This is a genomic window from Pseudomonas sp. SL4(2022) (assembly GCF_026625725.1).
GTDB lineage: Bacteria > Pseudomonadota > Gammaproteobacteria > Pseudomonadales > Pseudomonadaceae > Aquipseudomonas.
Map to the genome: position 1 here is coordinate 4,382,277 of NZ_CP113060.1, position 17,197 is coordinate 4,399,473.

14 protein-coding genes are annotated in these 17,197 nt (G+C 58.6%); 8 read left to right on the forward strand and 6 right to left on the reverse strand.

What is annotated here, in order from left to right:
* Positions 1 to 53 precede the first annotated feature (53 nt).
* From dnaQ to OU997_RS20545, 3 genes are read right to left on the reverse strand one after another with little or no spacing between them, the layout of a single operon-like run.
* The gene (gene dnaQ / locus OU997_RS20535) at positions 54 to 797 is read right to left on the reverse strand and encodes a DNA polymerase III subunit epsilon (protein WP_108486084.1); all 744 of its coding nucleotides are present in this window, start codon (positions 795 to 797) and stop codon (positions 54 to 56) included.
* Positions 790 to 1,242 (reverse strand): ribonuclease HI, encoded by a 453-nt coding sequence (gene rnhA / locus OU997_RS20540; RefSeq protein WP_267808375.1) that lies wholly within the window; start codon positions 1,240 to 1,242, stop codon positions 790 to 792. Before rnhA ends, dnaQ begins: the two co-directional genes overlap by 8 nt.
* Before the next feature lie 53 nt (positions 1,243 to 1,295).
* Positions 1,296 to 2,057: a class I SAM-dependent methyltransferase gene (locus OU997_RS20545; RefSeq protein WP_108486082.1), complete on the reverse strand. Its 762-nt coding sequence runs from the start codon at positions 2,055 to 2,057 to the stop codon at positions 1,296 to 1,298.
* A 237-nt stretch (positions 2,058 to 2,294) separates the two neighbouring features.
* On the opposite strand from OU997_RS20545, the gene gloB reads away from it, so the two are divergent.
* Entirely contained in the window at positions 2,295 to 3,068 is a 774-nt protein-coding gene (gloB, locus tag OU997_RS20550) for a hydroxyacylglutathione hydrolase (protein WP_267808376.1), read from the forward strand.
* Between the two features lie 98 nt (positions 3,069 to 3,166).
* A complete protein-coding gene (locus tag OU997_RS20555) occupies positions 3,167 to 4,735 on the forward strand; it encodes a lytic transglycosylase domain-containing protein (protein ID WP_267808378.1) in 1,569 nt (522 codons plus the stop codon).
* Here OU997_RS20555 and OU997_RS20560 read toward each other — a convergent pair whose 3' ends face one another.
* Positions 4,736 to 6,160, reverse strand: a complete 1,425-nt coding sequence (locus OU997_RS20560) for an HDOD domain-containing protein (protein WP_108486086.1) — start codon at positions 6,158 to 6,160, stop codon at positions 4,736 to 4,738.
* A gap of 167 nt (positions 6,161 to 6,327) precedes the next feature.
* On the opposite strand from OU997_RS20560, the gene OU997_RS20565 reads away from it, so the two are divergent.
* The 6 genes from OU997_RS20565 to fabI all read left to right on the forward strand — a co-directional run bounded on the left by OU997_RS20565 (position 6,328) and on the right by fabI (position 14,623).
* Entirely contained in the window at positions 6,328 to 8,157 is a 1,830-nt protein-coding gene (locus OU997_RS20565; protein WP_177479856.1) for an extracellular solute-binding protein, read from the forward strand.
* Positions 8,154 to 10,007 carry an extracellular solute-binding protein gene (locus tag OU997_RS20570; RefSeq protein WP_267808380.1) on the forward strand — a complete coding sequence of 618 codons (1,854 nt, stop codon included), beginning with the start codon at positions 8,154 to 8,156 and terminating at the stop codon, positions 10,005 to 10,007. The genes OU997_RS20565 and OU997_RS20570 overlap by 4 nt, the downstream gene beginning before the upstream one ends.
* Before the next feature lies 1 nt (position 10,008).
* Positions 10,009 to 11,082, forward strand: coding sequence for a microcin C ABC transporter permease YejB (locus OU997_RS20575; RefSeq protein ID WP_108486078.1), 1,074 nt, complete (start codon positions 10,009 to 10,011; stop codon positions 11,080 to 11,082).
* A gap of 1 nt (position 11,083) precedes the next feature.
* Entirely contained in the window at positions 11,084 to 12,103 is a 1,020-nt protein-coding gene (locus OU997_RS20580; protein WP_108486077.1) for an ABC transporter permease, read from the forward strand.
* A 1-nt stretch (position 12,104) separates the two neighbouring features.
* A complete protein-coding gene (locus OU997_RS20585; RefSeq protein ID WP_108486076.1) occupies positions 12,105 to 13,712 on the forward strand; it encodes an ABC transporter ATP-binding protein in 1,608 nt (535 codons plus the stop codon).
* A gap of 116 nt (positions 13,713 to 13,828) precedes the next feature.
* Positions 13,829 to 14,623, forward strand: a complete 795-nt coding sequence (gene fabI, locus OU997_RS20590) for an enoyl-ACP reductase FabI (protein WP_108486075.1) — start codon at positions 13,829 to 13,831, stop codon at positions 14,621 to 14,623.
* 117 nt (positions 14,624 to 14,740) lie between these two features.
* On the opposite strand, the gene OU997_RS20595 is transcribed toward fabI, so the two are convergent.
* Positions 14,741 to 16,618 carry a SurA N-terminal domain-containing protein gene (locus OU997_RS20595; protein WP_267808382.1) on the reverse strand — a complete coding sequence of 626 codons (1,878 nt, stop codon included), beginning with the start codon at positions 16,616 to 16,618 and terminating at the stop codon, positions 14,741 to 14,743.
* A gap of 217 nt (positions 16,619 to 16,835) precedes the next feature.
* A complete protein-coding gene (gene hupB, locus OU997_RS20600) occupies positions 16,836 to 17,108 on the reverse strand; it encodes a nucleoid-associated protein HU-beta (RefSeq protein ID WP_010490206.1) in 273 nt (90 codons plus the stop codon).
* Positions 17,109 to 17,197: the final 89 nt, after the last annotated feature.

Here is a 17,197-nt window from a genome sequence, read left to right on the forward strand (position 1 = left end):
ACACTCGCTAGAGCCGTTCACCTACAGGCTAACGGCAACCGCCTGGCGGCCGATCAGGCCTCCACCTTGGGCTGCTCAAGCTGAACCCAGAGTGGCGGAGCACCGGCCGACTTCTCGATGATTGCCAAACGCGCCAAATGGGCATTCAACTCGTCGTCACTGGCGCGGATCACCCGTGTGCGAGGCCGCTCAGCCGACAACCGACGAATTGCACTGGGCTGCTGACGGCCATTGCTGTCACCTTCCGAGCCGTCACCAGCGAGGGACAAGTTGGTCTGTCCGCCGGTCATGGTCAGGTAGACGTCAGCGAGAATCTCGGCGTCGAGCAAGGCCCCGTGCAGATCACGACCAGAGTTGTCGACACCATAGCGTTTGCACAGGGCGTCGAGGTTGTTGCGCTGCCCCGGATGGCGCTCGCGGGCCATCATCAGGGTGTCGAGGATCGAGCAGTGCTCACTGATATCAGCGCGGTCGTCCTGCTTGACCAAGGCAAATTCGTTGTTGATAAAGCCAACGTCGAACGCCGCGTTGTGGATGATCAGCTGCGCGCCCTTGATGAACTCGAAGAACTCATCGGCGACGTCCTTGAAGCGCGGCTTGTCTTTGACAAAGTCGTTGGTGATGCCGTGCACCGCAATCGCGCCTTCGTCGATTTCGCGATCAGGCTGTAGGTAAACGTGAAAGTGCCGCCCGGTCAGACGCCGGCCGATCAGTTCAACACAGCCGATTTCGATAATCCGATGGCCATCAGCCACCGGCATACCCGTGGTTTCTGTATCGAGCACCACACTACGCATGCTTCAACCCTCTTACTTCATCAACACCGCGGTTGGCCAACTGGTCAGCGCGCTCGTTACCTGGATGGCCGGTATGGCCGCGTACCCACTGCCACGTCACTTGATGACGATTGACCTGCTCATCCAGCGCCTGCCAAAGATCGGCATTCTTTACCGGCTCCTTGGCGGCGGTCTTCCAGCCGCGTTTCTTCCAGTTCGGCATCCACTCCTGAATGCCCTTCATCACATACTGTGAGTCGGTAACCAGGCGCACCGAACAGGGCCGCGTCAGTGCGATCAAGGCGCAGATTGCCGCCATGAGCTCCATGCGGTTATTGGTGGTATTGGGATCACCGCCCCACAGTTCCTTCTCCACACCCTTGCAAATCAGTAACGCTCCCCAGCCACCCACGCCAGGATTACCTTTGCAGGCGCCGTCGGTGTAGATCTCGACCTGTTCACTCATCTATCTGCAATCTCTCGCTCAATTAGTCCGGCCGGTTCTACTGCCTATGCCAGCTACTTCTGCGGTGTTTCACGCCGGCTGACCTTGGCCACCGGCATCGGCAACAGCTTGCCCACCGATTGCCGGCTGGGTTGGCGCAACGGTCGCAGCCCCACCACCAGCTTGCGGGCCACCAGCACGTAAAAACCGCCACCAGGTGGCTGCCAGGCCGCCCCAATGCGCTCCAGCGCAACCAGGCGTGCTTGCCAGGCCGGCGCAGAAAGCGGCGGACGATAGCACCCGAAGCGGCGTTTCTCCAGCGCGAAGCCCAGCAGGTGCAACCAGTCGCTGACCCGACTAGGCGCAATACATCGGGCCAGACGGAACGCGTCGCGAGAAAAAAGATGGCGTACACCCCAGCTACTCATCGGGTTTATCCCGACGATCAGCAGATGACCGCCTGGCCGCACGCTACGCGCTGCCTCACGAAGCAGGCCATGGGGCGACAGGCTGAAATCCAGACCATGCTGCACCACCACCACATCCGCAGCATGCTCGGTGAGCGGCCAGGATTGTTCCTCACAGACAATCTCCACCCCCTTGAATGGCGCGCCCAGGCGCACGCTGCGCTGAATTTGCCGAGCATTCGGCGGCGTGTCTGCAGCAGGGCCGTAATGCACCAGGTACCCGCCAAAAAAACGCGCCAGCTCTTCCTCCAGCAACTGCCGCTCCTGCTCTAACAACAACTGCCCGAGCGGGCCGCTCAGCCAGGTGCGCGCGGAACCAATCAGGTCGAGCCATTCACGGTCTGCATGGGCAAAAGGGTGATCGGACATAAGGGGCTACTCCCGTAATATTCACGACCGAGCGGGGACTTAGAACCTACTCACGATCTCGCGAGCTAGAGCCATGCAAGGCATAAAGAGGCGAGGAAGCGGAGTGTACTTTTGTACATGAGCATTCCGAGCCTGTTTTTAACGCAGCAGGGCCGACCCGCAGCAGATCGTGCGGCGTAGCCAGCACCGCCATTGCGCCCTAAGATGCACCTTTGTGTTCTGCTTAGCGACCCGCTGATGATAAAAATCGACGCCCTGCCTGCATTCTCCGACAACTATATATGGCTGCTGCAAGACCAGAAGCAGCGTCGCTGCGCGGTGGTTGACCCGGGTGACGCTGCGCCAGTCGAAGCCTGGCTGGCGGCCAATCCCGGCTGGCAGTTGAGCGACATTCTGATCACCCACCATCATTTCGACCACGTCGGCGGTATTGAACGGCTAAAGGCGGCAACCGGTGCCCGGGTATTGTGTCCGGCCAATGAGAAGATTCAAGGGCGTGACCTGGGGTTGTACGACAGCGACCAGGTTGACGTGCTGGGCCAGCGATTCGATATATATGAAGTGCCGGGGCACACACTCGGACATATCGCCTATATCCAGCCCGAGCAGCACTGGCTGTTCTGTGGCGACACGCTGTTTGCTGGCGGCTGTGGTCGCCTGTTCGAAGGCAGCCCCGAGCAGATGCACACCTCGCTCAGCCGCCTGGCCGCCCTCCCCGGACAGACACAGGTGTATTGCACCCATGAATACACCCTGAGCAACCTGCGCTTTGCAGCGGCTGTTGAACCGGATAATCCGCAAGTCCAGCAGCGTCTGGCGCAAGTCGGCCAATGGCGCGAGGACGGACAAATCAGCCTGCCATCATCCATTGCACTCGAACGTGCGACCAATCCATTTTTGCGCTGCCACGAACCGGCTGTCATCACCATAGCGGCCCAACGAGAAGCGGCGGCAAACCTGACGCCGACACAGGTGTTCGCCGCCTTAAGGGCCTGGAAGGATCATTTCTAAACCTCGACAGCCCCACAAAAGACTGGTTAAAACTTGACCAAGCGCAGGCTGCTTCCTAGAATCCCCCGAACTTTTTGCCGGGATATACACCGCCGCCAATGCCTCTATCACCACGCAAGACCTTGAATTTAAAGGCATTGATACAATGCGCTCAGACGCTTGTGGTGATCATGTGCATGGTCTTGGCCGGCTGCCAAACCACTAGCAACTATCGCCACGACAGCGGTCGCGATACCGATCGCGCAGTAGGTCTGGAGCAGGAACCCGAGTGGCTCAGCAGCCAGGCCTCAGAGCTCCCCGATGAACCCAAAGACATCTGGGAGCGCGTACGCAGCGGTTATCAACTGCAAGACAGCATAACCCTCAACCCACGCATTGAGCAGCAACGCCTGTGGTTTGTCAGTAATCCATCGTTTGTCGAAAAAGCCGGCGAACGCAGCAGCCCTTATATCCATTTCATTGTCGAGCGCCTGGAAGCGCGCAACATGCCCATGGAGCTGGCCCTGCTGCCGATTATTGAAAGCTCATATGACCCCATGGCCTACTCGCCAGCCGACGCGGTCGGGCTATGGCAGTTCATCCCCTCCACTGGGCGCAACTTCAACCTGCGCCAGACCAGCTGGTATGACGGCCGCCGCGATGTGATGGCCTCTACCGACGCGGCCATTAATTACCTGACACGCCTCAAGGAAATGTTCAACGGTGACTGGCTACTGGCGCTGGCCGCCTATAACGCCGGGGAAGGCCGTGTCAGCCGGGCGATTGAGCGCAACCAGAAACTTGGGCTGCCGACCGACTACTGGAATCTCTCGCTACCAACCGAAACACAGAACTACGTGCCCAAACTGCTGGCCCTGTCTCAGGTGATCATGACGCCGCAGGCCTATGGGGTCAGCCTAAACCCCATCGCCAATGAACCCTATTTCGAGAAGGTCGAGTTCAAGCAGCGCATGGACCTGGCCCGCGTCGCCGCCATGGCCGATCTGGATGAAGATGAGCTTTACCTGCTCAACCCCGCATTCAAAAAAGGGATTACCCTCGATGGCCCACAGCATCTGCTGGTACCCACCGACAAGGCTGATCTGCTCACCGCCAACCTGTCACTGATGAAGCCTCAGGAACGAGTCGACTGGCAGCAATACCGCGTGCGCTCGGGCGACAGCCTGCACAGCATCGCCAATCGGCATCAATTAACGGTCAATACCCTCCGGGACATCAACAAACTGTCCAGCAACAACCTGCGCCTCGGCCAGGTTCTGAGCATTCCCACTCAGCCCGGAGTAACGCCACATGAACCACTGTTTCAGCGCCCAGTGGCACAGAGTCAGCCGGTACGCACCTACCGAGTAAAAAATGGTGACAATCTCTGGCTAATTGCCAAGCACCACAATGTGTCAGTCAAGGACGTGCAGCGCTGGAACAAGCTGTCCGGCAACAGCCTGCGCGTCGGCCAGGTACTGACCATGCAAGCCGGCCAGGCAGCTTCCGGGGGAAGCGGCGGCGCGCCCCGCAAAGGAGCCACCTACTACACAGTACGCCAGGGTGATTCCCTGTATCTGATCGCCAAGCGCTTCAAGGTACCGATGAAAAGCCTGCAGAACTGGAACCCCAGAGCCGGCAAGGCACTCAAGCCTGGGCAGACCCTGACTCTGTACAGCGTAAACTGATCAGGCCTTCTTGCTCATTGCGTCCAGGCAGCGCCCGGTCAACTGGGTAAAGCGCTGAAAAGCGACAAATTGCTCATGCTTCAGCGCCCGCCCTGATACCCGGCTATCGGCATACAGCAAGCCAATTTCGCGCGTTCCTGCCAACAGCGGCGCAATAAAGAACATGCCCTGTCCCAGACGCTGACGGATTGGCTGAGTGACCAATTCATTGAGGTTGTAACTGGCCGGCACCCCCATCCATAGCGCCTCTTTGTTACGCAGGGCATAGCTGAAAATATGCGGTTGCTCGGCTTGCTCAACCGGCAGGATAAAGTCATGCGCCCAACCGCCTGTGCCCTCACCGATCACCCGCTTGCAGCGAAAGCAACTCTGCCCGTCCGCCAGTACCACCAACATGATGCGCTCCAGCCCAGCGCCCTGATGCAGGCCCTTGAACAGGGTATCGAGCACCAATCCCAAATCGGCACGCCGCGAAACCAACAGCCCAAGGTCCTGGAGGGCTTGCTGCAAGATCAGCAGATCAGGTTGCAACAGCCGCGCCTTGCGCTGTTCCTGCTGCAGGCGAATCTGCTCCGGATCGGTATTGGGAATCAGCTTGCCTAGCTGGCCCACGCCAAAGGTGGCAGCCATCGCTACAGTTTCTTCAGCGCTGGCCAGCACCTGTTGCATAGCCTCCTGCGGGCTCACGCCGATAAAACCGGCCAGTTGCCCGACCAAAGCGTCCATGGCCGGTGAATCCCAGCCTTCAAGCGCCACCTGACTGATCTTCGCGCCAAGAGCCACGGCTTTGCCGGCAGGGTCATGCTGACTGCTCGACTGCAGCGCCAGACTCAGGGTATCGCCGAGGTTCCAGCTTTTCACCAAAGCCAAACTCATTTGCCGAAAACTGCTGCCCAGCACGCTCATCACCACTTCATCGGCATTTACACCCGGCTGCGCCAGGGCACTGGCCAATTCATCAGCCACTTCACCGGCGCAGCCCCAGAATGCCAGTTCACCCACGTTATGCAGCAAGGCGGCGATAAACACCTCCTCGTCACTTCGGGTAAGCACGTAGCCGGCAATATTGCGCGCCTGCACAGCGGCATGAAACGACTGCGCGAGCAATTCGGCGAGCTGCTCGCGAGAGCTGCGCGCCAACAGGCCATCAATCAGGCTGATCGACAGACCAATCTGGCGCACGTTATCAAAGCCAATCAGCACAATGGCCCGGGAGATGGTCCGAATGGGCTCTTGAGAGGGGTTGTAGAACACGCTGTTGCCGACGCGTAAGACCTTCGTGGTCAAAGCCGCATCCCGTAATAAGACATCGGCCAGTTGCTGCACCGAGGACGTGTGCCCCTGAGTCAAACGATGCAAGTCATGCACCACTGTGGCCAGAGCAGGTAATTCGGCTTGGTTGAAGCGATCAATCCATGACTGCAAACCATGGCAGGCTGTCAGCAAAATGATGCCCTCGCAGTGGATAGTCTGAGTGTAGTCAAAGTGCTCTCGTCACCGGCTCTCGATACGACCCTTTTTCCTGCTGATACAAGCTGTTAATGTGCCTGACCAGCAGCCCACAAGACGCCACGGATCGGATATTTCACTTGATACGTCCCCTCCTCTCGCTGTTTCTCTGCCTGGCCATCAGCTCATCTGCCTGGGCGACCCTGTATAAAAGTCACGGCTACGCTCAGTTTGGTGAGCTGAAATACCCTGCCAGTTTTACCCATTTCGCCTGGGTCAACCCGGAAGCGCCCAAGGGCGGCACGCTACGGATGATGGCCAACGGCACCTTCGACACGCTCAACCCTTATACCTTCAAGGGCAGCAGCCCGATCAGTACCGCCAACTTCCTGCAGTACGGCGTCAATGAGCTGAATGCGCCGCTGATGGTCGGCACCGGTGCCTATGACCCTTCAGGTGACGAGCCGGCTTCCAGCTATGGCTTGATCGCCGAGTCGGTGGAATACAGCGATGACCGCAGTTGGGTGGTATACAACCTGCGCCCCGAAGCACGCTTTCACGATGGCAAACCGATAACCGCCTATGATGTGGCCTTCTCCTACCGCCTGCTGCTCAAGGAAGGTCACCCGCAGTACCGCACCAACCTGCAGGAAGTCAAACGGGTCGATATCCTCAACCGCCACAGCATCCGTTTTGTACTCAAGCGCGCCGGCAACTCCCTACTGATTCTGCGCCTGGGCGAATTACCGGTGCTGCCGCAACATTACTGGAAAGATCGCGACTTCAAAGCCACCACCTATGAACCGCCGTTGGGCAGTGGCCCCTACCGTATTACCCAGGTCAGCCCCGGACGCAGTCTGCGCTTTGAGCGGGTCAAGGACTGGTGGGGCGCCAAGCTGCCGGTCAACCGTGGCAAATACAATTTCGACCGGGTCGACGTGGAGTTTTACCGCGACAGCCATGTGGCCTTCGAGGCCTTCAAGGCCGGTGAGTTCGACATTTATATCGAACAGCAGGCGAAGAACTGGGCCAACGGCTATCGCTTTCCGGCACTCAGCCGTGGTGAGGTAATCCGCGCCGAAATCCCGCACAAGATTCCTACCCAGTCCCAAGCGCTGTTTATGAACACCCGCCGCGAGGTGTTTGCCGAGCGCAAGGTGCGCGAAGCATTGGGCCTGATGTTCGACTTCGAATGGGCCAATCGCGCGCTGTTCAACAGCTCTTACACCCGCGCCCAGAGCTATTACCCCAACAGTGAATTCGCCGCCAGCGGTAAACCGGAAGGCGCCGAGTGGCTGTTGCTCTCGCCTTACCGCAAGCAACTTCAGTCACGCCTGTTCAGCGAACCGTTCAGCGTGCCGCAAACCGATGGCCGCGGCATCCCACGGGAAACCTTGCGCCGCGCCCTCGGTCTATTGGCCGATGCAGGCTGGAAGCCCTCCGGCCAGCGTCTGCTCAACAGTCAGGGGCAGCCCCTGCGCTTTGAAATATTGCTGGTTAACCCGAACCTTGAACGCATTCTCCAGCCCTTTACCGAAAACTTGGCCAGCATCGGTATCCAGGCCAGGCTGCGCACCGTTGACCGCGCGCAATACAAACAGCGCCTCGATCAATACGATTTCGACATGATTCTGGTCACCCTGCCACAAACCCTGAGCCCCGGCCTGGAACAGTCGCTGTATTTCCATTCGTCGCAAGCCAAGGTCAAGGGCGGCAGGAACTACGCCGGCGTTACCCACCCGGTGGTCGACGCCATGATCGAAAAACTGCTCTCGGCGCAGAACCGTGACGAACAGATTGCCGCTACACGCGCCCTTGACCGGATACTGTTGTGGCAGCACTACAGCATTCCGAACTGGTATATCGATTACCACCGCCTGGCTTACCGCAACCGATTTGCCTTCGTCACCACGCCACCCTACACCTTGGGCCTGCGTACCTGGTGGCTGAAATCCATGGAGAACGCTGAATGACCCATGCCGTGCGCGCCCTGATTATCCGCTTCAGCAGCCTTGCCCTACTTGGCGTTGCCGGCCTGGTCCTGGCCGGCCCCAAGCACGCACAGACCTTGTATGACGAACCGCCGAAATACCCTGCCGGCTTCCAGCACTTCGAGTACGTAAACCCGGATGCCCCCAAAGGCGGCACCCTGCGCCAAGCCGGGTTCGGCAGCTTCGACAGCCTCAACCCGTTCATTTCCAAGGGCGTTGCTGAAGAAAACATAGGCATTATCTACGACAGCCTGACACGCCCCAGTCTGGATGAACCCTTTACTGTTTACGGCCTGCTCGCGGAAAAAATCGAAAAAGCGCCGGACAACGCCTGGGTACGGTTCTACCTGCACCCCAAGGCCCGCTTTCATGACGGCCAACCGGTAACCGCCGAGGACGTCAAATTCACCTTCGACACCCTGATGAGCAAAGGCGCACCGATGTACCGCGGCTACTATGCCGATGTCGATCGGGTTGAAGTCGAAAGCCCACAGCGCGTGCGCTTTATTTTCAAACATGCCGGTAACCGCGAACTGCCGCTGATTGTCGGCCAGTTGCCAGTATTGCCCAAGCACTGGTGGGCTGAACGCGGCTTCAGCAAAAGCGATCTCGACATCCCCGTTGGCAGCGGCCCTTACAAGGTGGCTGATGTTCAGGCGGGTCGTTCAATTCGTTATGAGCGAGTCAAGGAATGGTGGGGCCAGGACCTGCCGGTCAACCGTGGCTTCTACAATTTCGACACCTTGCAGTTTGACTACTACCGCGACAATACCGTCGCCTTGGAAGCACTCAAAGCCGGGCAGTTTGATTACTGGCTGGAAACCAGCGCGAAGAACTGGGCCACGGCCTATAACACTGCCGCGGTGGCCAATGGTCAGCTGATCAAGGAAGAGATCGCCAATCGCAACCCCACCGGCATGCAGGGTTTTATCTTCAATACCCGCCGCCCACAGTTCAGCGACCGCCGTGTGCGGGAAGCCCTGGGGCTGCTGTTTGACTATGAATGGACCAATCGTCAACTGTTCAACGGTGCCTACACCCGCACGCGCAGTTATTTCGACAACTCGGAACTGGCCTCCGTCGACCTACCCTCAGCGGATGAGTTGAAGCTGCTGGAGCCATTGCGCACGCAGATTCCATCCCAGGTATTTACCGACGAGTATCAGCCCTCGGTCACCGATGGCAGCGGCATCATTCGTGAGCAGCAGCGCCGCGCCTATCAACTGCTGCAGGAAGCCGGCTGGCGTGTCGATGGCGACAGGATGCTCGACAATACCGGCAAACCGGTGAGCATCGAATTCCTGCTGGCACAAACCGAATTCGAACGTATCCTGCTGCCGTTCAAACGCAACCTAGCCGACCTGGGCATTGAACTGGTGATCCGCCGCGTCGATGTATCTCAGTACGTCAACCGCTTGCGCTCACGTGACTTCGACTTGATCGTCGGCGGCTTCGCCCAATCCAATTCACCCGGCAACGAGCAACGCGAATACTGGCACTCCAGCAGCGCTGACAACCCCGGCAGCCGTAACTTTATCGGCCTCAAAGATCCAGCCGTGGACAGCCTGGTCGACGGGTTGATCAATGCCGATTCGCGGCAAAGCCTGATCGCCCACACCCGTGCCCTTGATCGTGTGCTGCTGTGGAGTCATTACGTGGTGCCCAACTGGCATATCAAGACCTGGCGCGTGGCTTACTGGAACCGTTTTGAGCACCCCAAGATCAGCCCGAAATACGACGTAGGCCTCTACACCTGGTGGGCCCGCGAGAAATCCCCTGAAGCGGCGGCCGACGAAGCTGCCACAAAAAACACTGTCGACGTGGAGCAATAAGATGCTGGCGTATATCGTTCGTCGGCTGCTGCTGATCATCCCCACGCTGTTCGGCATTCTGCTGATCAACTTCATCATCATCCAGGCCGCCCCCGGTGGCCCAGTTGAGCAGATGATCGCCAAACTGGAAGGCTTTGACGGCGCCACCAGCCGGATCGCCGGCGGCGGTGCCGAAGTCTCGGTGGCCGGTTCCAACTACCGCGGCGCCCAGGGCCTGGACCCCGAGCTGGTGGCGGAAATTGAGCGCATGTACGGCTTCGACAAATCCGCCCCGGAACGCTTCTGGCTGATGCTCAAGAGCTACGCGCAGCTGGACTTTGGCTCGAGCTTCTTTCGCGATGCCGAGGTCATCGACCTGATCATCGAGAAGATGCCGGTGTCGATCTCCCTGGGGCTGTGGAGCACGCTGATCATGTACCTGGTGTCGATCCCGCTGGGCATCGCCAAGGCCACTCGCCACGGCAGCGCCTTCGACGTGTGGACCAGCTCGGCGATCATCGTCGGTTACGCCATCCCCGCCTTCCTCTTCGCCATCCTGCTGATCGTGCTGTTTGCCGGCGGCAGCTACTGGGACTGGTTCCCGCTGCGCGGGCTGACGTCAAACAATTTCGACGAGCTGAGCTTTACCGGCAAGCTGCTCGACTATTTCTGGCACCTGGCGCTGCCCGTCACCGCCCTGGTGATAGGCAACTTCGCCACCCTGACGCTGCTGACCAAGAACAGCTTTCTCGATGAGATCAACAAACAGTATGTGGTCACAGCCCGAGCCAAGGGCCTGAGCAACAACCGCGTGCTCTATGGGCATGTGTTTCGCAACGCCATGCTGATCATCATCGCCGGCTTCCCGGCAGCTTTTATCGGTATTTTCTTTACCGGCTCCTTGCTGATCGAAGTGATCTTCTCCCTCGACGGCCTGGGCCTGATGAGCTTCGAGGCCGCGATCAACCGTGATTACCCGGTGGTCTTCGGCACCCTGTTTATCTTCACGTTGCTGGGCCTGGTGGTGAAATTGATCGGCGACATTACCTACACCCTGGTCGATCCGCGTATCGACTTCGAAAGCCGGGAGGGTTGAGATGAAACTGTCACCAATCAATCAACGCCGCTTCCAGCTGTTCAAGGCGCACAAACGCGGCTGGTGGTCGTTGTGGGTGTTCCTCGCACTGTTTTTCGTCACCCTCGGCGCCGAACTGATCGCCAACGATAAACCGCTGGTGGTGGGCTACGACAACGAGCTGTATTTCCCGGTATTCAAGCGCTACCCGGAAACCACCTTTGGCGGTGAATTCCCGCTGCAGGCCAACTACAAAAGCCCTTACATCCAAGAGCTGATCAAGGAAAAGGACGGCTGGATGATCTGGCCGCCGATCCGCTACAGCTACTCCAGCATCAACTACGACTTACAAGTGCCCGCCCCCGCGCCGCCCTCGGCGGAAAACTGGCTGGGTACGGATGATCAGGGCCGCGATGTGCTGGCACGGGTGATCTACGGCTTCCGCATTTCCGTGTTGTTTGCTCTGACCCTGACCCTGGCCAGCTCGGTGATCGGCGTGTTTGCCGGCGCCTTGCAGGGCTTCTATGGCGGCTGGGTCGACCTGGCTGGGCAACGCTTTCTGGAAATCTGGTCAGGCCTGCCGGTGCTCTACCTGCTGATCATTCTCGCCAGCTTCGTACAACCGAACTTCTGGTGGCTGCTGGGCATCATGCTGCTGTTCTCCTGGATGAGCCTGGTGGATGTGGTGCGTGCCGAGTTCCTCCGTGGGCGCAACCTGGAATATGTACGCGCCGCCCGCGCCTTAGGGATGCAGAACGGCTCGATCATGTTCCGCCATATCCTGCCCAACGCGATGATTTCCACCATGACCTTTATGCCGTTTATCCTCACCGGCGCGATCGGCACCCTCACCGCACTGGATTTCCTCGGCTTCGGCCTGCCGCCTGGCGCGCCGTCACTCGGCGAGTTGGTGGCCCAGGGCAAATCCAACCTGCAAGCGCCCTGGCTCGGGATCAGCGCTTTTGCCGTACTGGCCTTGATGCTCAGCCTGCTGGTGTTTATCGGCGAAGCGGCGCGCGATGCCTTCGATCCGAGGAAATGACATGACCGACTCCAACACCCTCATCGAGGTCCGCGACCTGGCGGTCGAATTCGTCACCGGCAGCCTGAAACAGCGCGTGCTCGAAGGCGTCAACTTCGACATCAAGCGCGGCGAAACTCTAGCTTTGGTTGGCGAAAGCGGCTCGGGCAAATCGGTCACCGCGCACTCCATCCTGCGCCTGCTGCCCTACCCCCTGGCCCAACACCCCAGCGGCAGCATTCACTACGCCGGGCAAGACCTGCTCAAACTGAACGAGAACAAGCTGCGCGGTATTCGCGGTAACCGCATCGCCATGGTCTTCCAAGAGCCCATGACCTCGCTCAACCCGCTGCACAGCATCGAAAAACAGATCAATGAGGTGCTGGGCCTGCATAAAGGCCTGCGCGGCAAGGCGGCTACAGCGCGCACCCTGGAGCTGCTTGATCTGGTCGGCATTCCCGAACCGCACAAGCGCCTCAAGGCCTACCCACATGAGCTCTCTGGCGGCCAACGCCAGCGCGTAGTGATCGCCATGGCCCTGGCCAACGAGCCGGAACTGCTGATCGCCGACGAACCCACCACCGCCCTTGACGTCACCGTGCAGCTGAAGATCCTTGAGCTGCTCAAGGACCTACAGGCACGCCTGGGCATGGCCATCCTGTTGATCAGCCACGACCTCAACCTGGTGCGACGGATTGCTCATCGAGTCTGCGTGATGCAACGCGGACATATCGTCGAACAGGCGACCTGCGAAACACTGTTTAAAGATCCGCAGCACCCCTACACCCGTGAGCTGCTGGGCGCCGAACCCACGGGAGGCCCGGTCGATCAGCCACCGGGTAAAACCATGCTGGAAATCGACAACCTGCGCGTCTGGTTCCCGATCAAAAAAGGCCTGCTGCGCCGCACCGTCGATCACGTCAAAGCGGTAGACGGTATTCATTTCAACCTGCCGCAGGGGCATACCCTGGGCATCGTTGGCGAAAGCGGCTCAGGTAAATCCACTTTGGGTCTGGCGATCCTGCGCTTGCTCGGCAGCCAAGGCGGCATCCGCTTCCAGGGCCAGGCGATCGATAGCCTGTCGCAAGATGATGTACGCCCGCTGCGCCGGCAGATGCAGGTGGTGTTTCAGGACCCCTTCGGCAGCCTTAGCCCGCGTATGTCGGTGGGTCAAATTGTCGGCGAAGGCCTGCAGATCCACCGCATGGGCAGCGCAGCCGAACAGGAACAGGCGATTATCGACGCGTTGGTGGAGGTAGGTCTGGATCCGGAAACCCGCCACCGCTACCCCCACGAGTTTTCCGGTGGTCAGCGCCAACGCATCGCCATCGCCCGCGCCCTGGTACTTAAACCGGCGTTGATCCTGCTGGATGAGCCGACTTCGGCCCTCGACCGCACCGTGCAGCGCCAGGTAGTCGAGCTGTTACGCTCGCTGCAGGCCAAATACAACCTCACCTACCTGTTTATCAGCCACGACCTGGCGGTAGTCAGGGCCCTGAGCCATCAGGTGATGGTGGTCAAGCAGGGCAAAGTAGTCGAGCAAGGTCCAGCAGCACGTGTCTTTGCTGCGCCACAGAACATCTATACACAGCAGTTGCTGGAAGCAGCCTTTATGGCCCCAGCGAATTAACCGGCTATTGAAAAGCGCTGGCGATGCCGCCAGCGCAAGGTAAATACAGTGATGGCCACGCAGGTAGCTCTTCAACTGCCTGCCAATCCTTGTAGACAGGAAGAGGAACAACACACATGGGTTTTCTAAGCGGCAAGCGCGTACTGATCGTTGGCGTCGCCAGCAAACTGTCCATCGCCTCCGGCATCGCGGCAGCCATGCACCGTGAAGGCGCCGAACTGGCCTTCACCTATCAGAACGAAAAGCTCAAGGGCCGCGTCGAAGAGTTCGCCGCTGGCTGGGGCTCGAACGCAGATCTGTGCTTCCCTTGCGATGTAGCCAACGATGAGGAAATCGCCTCGGTATTCGAAGCCCTGAGCAAGAAATGGGACGGCCTGGATTGTATCGTTCACTCCGTGGGCTTCGCCCCAGGCGATCAGTTGGATGGCGACTTTACCAACGTCACTACCCGTGAAGGCTTCCGCATCGCCCACGACATCAGCGCCTACAGCTTCGTCGCCCTGGCCAAAGCTGGCCGCGAGATGATGAAAGGCCGCAATGGCAGCCTGCTGACCCTGTCCTACCTGGGCGCCGAGCGCACCATGCCCAACTACAACGTCATGGGGATGGCCAAAGCCAGCCTGGAAGCCGGTGTACGCTACTTGGCCGGCAGCCTCGGTCCAGAAGGCACTCGCGTCAATGCCATCTCCGCGGGCCCGATCCGTACCCTGGCGGCTTCCGGGATCAAGAGCTTCCGCAAGATGCTCGCTGCCAATGAAAAGCAGACCCCACTGCGGCGCAACGTGACCATCGAAGAAGTCGGTAACGCCGGTGCCTTCCTCTGCTCTGACCTGGCCTCGGGCGTCAGCGGCGAGATCATGTACGTCGACGGCGGTTTCAACACCACCGCCATGGGCGCCATGGAAGAGTAAGTGTGGCTGTGCAGGGAGACCAGCTCTTCCTGCGCCATCAGCACCGTTGCTGCCACGGATGGCAAGCATAAAAAAGGCCGCTTGAGTAAGCGGCCTTTTTACATTCAGCAGACTCGATCAGAAGCGCTCGATATCCGCTGTTTCTTCCAGCTGCTTGCGGAACGCAGCAAAGTCCTGCTGACCGACGCGTGAGGCGAGGAAGCGGCTGTACATGGCCTTATCCTCATCCGACAGCGCTTGCTCCGGCTGGCTCACACCATTCAGACGGATGATCATGAAATCGCCGTTGCTCAGGCTGATACCGGCGAAAGTTGGCTTGTCAGCAGCCTCAGGCTTGGGCATGCGGAACAACGCCTGCAGCACTGCCGGCTCAACGCCTTCCTGGCTACGCGTCGCGGCTTCGACCACGTTCCAGCCCTGCTTGGCATCGGCCTGAGTAACCGGCGTCTGACCTGCGCGCAGAGCAGTCAGCTGCTCTTCACCCCTGGCTTTAACGGCTTCGCTTGCACGAACCTTGGTCAGCTGAGCACGGATACTATCGGCAACCTGCTCAAGCGGCAGTTGCTCAGGTTTGTTGTGCTCTTTAACGCGCACCACCACCACGGTGTACGGATCAAGCTCGATCACACTGCTGTTGCTACCGTCTTCCAGCACTTCATCACTGAACGCTGCCTGCACGACCTGGCGGTTAGCAGACACACCCTCAGCGCCGCCTTGACGGCCAAACGGTTCAGTGGTCTTAACCTGCAGACCAAGTTCCTGCGCCGGTTGACTTAGATCCGAGGCTTCAAATGCAGCGTCTTCAAGCTGTTTGGAAACCTCAACAAAACGCTGTTCAACCTGACGCGCCTTGAGATCTCGCTGCAGTTTATCTTCCAGACTGGCGAAGCTCGGCAATTCCGGCGCCTGGACGCCCAGGAGCTTAATCAGGTGCCAGCCGAACTCGCTGCGCACGGGTGCCGACACAGCATTCTCGCTAAGCGCATAGAGTGCTTCTTCGAAGGCCGGGTCATATACACCAGGACCGGCAAAGCCCAGATCACCACCGTCAACAGCTGAACCCGAGTCATCAGAAAACTCTTTGGCCAGCGCGGCGAAATCTTCCCCCTGTTCCAAGCGCTTCTGCACCTCGACCAGCTTAGCTTTGGCCTGATCGTCATTCAGCGTGTCGCTCACTTCAACCAGAATGTGAGCCGCACGACGCTGTTCGGCAAGGTTGGCAATTTCACTCTGATAAGCACTTTGCAAGGCTTCGTCAGTGACTTCTACCTGATCGAAGAAGGCATCTTTCTTCAGCTCGACATAGTCCAGCACAACCTGCTCAGGACTCATGAACTCTGCAGCTTGAGCATCGTAGTAAGCCTTGATGTCATCATCGCTAAGTGTCACCGCAGCCAGGTCTGCTTTCAGGGTCAGCGTGGCAAAGTCACGGGTCTGTTTCTCTAATGCCGCAAACGCTTGCACCTGAGCATCAGTGACGAAACTACTGTTGGCCAGACCTGCACGCAATTGGCCAATGAGCATTTCCTGCTCAAGCATCTGGCGGAATTGCAGGCGGCTGTAGCCCAGCTGACGAATCACCTGATCAAAGCGCTCCGCATTGAACTGGCCATCCACAAGAAACTCTGGCGTCTGCAGAACTACCTGGTCCAACGCCTGCTGCGAAAAGGCGAACTTGGCATCTTTGGCGCTCTCGAGCAGCAGTGTGCGCTCAACCAGGCCATTGAGGGCGGCCTCACGCAGCAGCTTCTCGTCCAGCAGGGAGGCGTCGAAATCGCGCCCCAACTGTTGCAGCAGCTGACGACGCTGCATCTCGACAGCCTGACTAAGCTCAACTGAGGTGATCTTTTCGCCATTCACCTCAGCGGCATTCTGACTGTTACTGGTGCTGGTAAAAATGGCATCGACACCGGTCAGAGCCATGAGCGCGACGATGATGGCGATAATGGTTTTGGCAATCCAACCTTGTGAATTGTCCCTGATGTTCTGCAGCATGCATCCCCCAGAACGGCTGTACAAAAAAGCAGCCGCGCAGTGTGGGTAAATTCCGGATAGAAGAAAGGCGCATCAGGGATGCGCCTTCTCGTAACTGGCAAAGCGGAGCGAACGCAAGCAACTGATTCGTCGTATTCAGTCAAATGTGATTGGCTGAACATCCCGCCTGCCTCAGATTAGCCATTCAGCCAACCTGCTAGGCAAAACAGAAGGAGGCTTAGTTAACAGCGTCTTTCAGAGCTTTGCCGGCTTTAAAGCCTGGAATCTTGGCAGCAGCGATGCTGATCGGGTTACCAGTCTGTGGGTTACGGCCAGTACGAGCAGCACGCTCTTTGACTGCGAAAGTACCGAAGCCTACCAGTACGACAGAATCACCAGCCTTCAGAGCGCCAGTAACGGATTCAATAACTGCGTCCAGCGCACGGCCGGCAACAGCTTTCGGGATATCAGCAGATGCGGCGATGGCATCAATCAGTTCCGACTTGTTCACTCTTAAGTCCCCTTAATTTCTGTTGAGTTTATTTCTTGCTTTTAAATGTAAGCGAAGCTGATGCTGAAGAGCCTGCTGACACGATATGA

What these genes read in the sequence shown, in the direction of transcription:
- fabI (WP_108486075.1), top strand. Translation starts at nt 13,829, where the DNA reads ATGGGTTTTCTAAGCGGCAAGCGCGTACTGATCGTTGGCGTCGCCAGC.
- rnhA (WP_267808375.1), bottom strand. Translation starts at nt 1,242, where the DNA reads ATGAGTGAACAGGTCGAGATCTACACCGACGGCGCCTGCAAAGGTAAT.
- OU997_RS20595 (WP_267808382.1), bottom strand. Translation starts at nt 16,618, where the DNA reads ATGCTGCAGAACATCAGGGACAATTCACAAGGTTGGATTGCCAAAACC.
- OU997_RS20585 (WP_108486076.1), top strand. Translation starts at nt 12,105, where the DNA reads ATGACCGACTCCAACACCCTCATCGAGGTCCGCGACCTGGCGGTCGAA.
- OU997_RS20570 (WP_267808380.1), top strand. Translation starts at nt 8,154, where the DNA reads ATGACCCATGCCGTGCGCGCCCTGATTATCCGCTTCAGCAGCCTTGCC.
- OU997_RS20555 (WP_267808378.1), top strand. Translation starts at nt 3,167, where the DNA reads ATGCCTCTATCACCACGCAAGACCTTGAATTTAAAGGCATTGATACAA.
- dnaQ (WP_108486084.1), bottom strand. Translation starts at nt 797, where the DNA reads ATGCGTAGTGTGGTGCTCGATACAGAAACCACGGGTATGCCGGTGGCT.
- OU997_RS20580 (WP_108486077.1), top strand. Translation starts at nt 11,084, where the DNA reads ATGAAACTGTCACCAATCAATCAACGCCGCTTCCAGCTGTTCAAGGCG.
- OU997_RS20575 (WP_108486078.1), top strand. Translation starts at nt 10,009, where the DNA reads ATGCTGGCGTATATCGTTCGTCGGCTGCTGCTGATCATCCCCACGCTG.
- gloB (WP_267808376.1), top strand. Translation starts at nt 2,295, where the DNA reads ATGATAAAAATCGACGCCCTGCCTGCATTCTCCGACAACTATATATGG.
- OU997_RS20545 (WP_108486082.1), bottom strand. Translation starts at nt 2,057, where the DNA reads ATGTCCGATCACCCTTTTGCCCATGCAGACCGTGAATGGCTCGACCTG.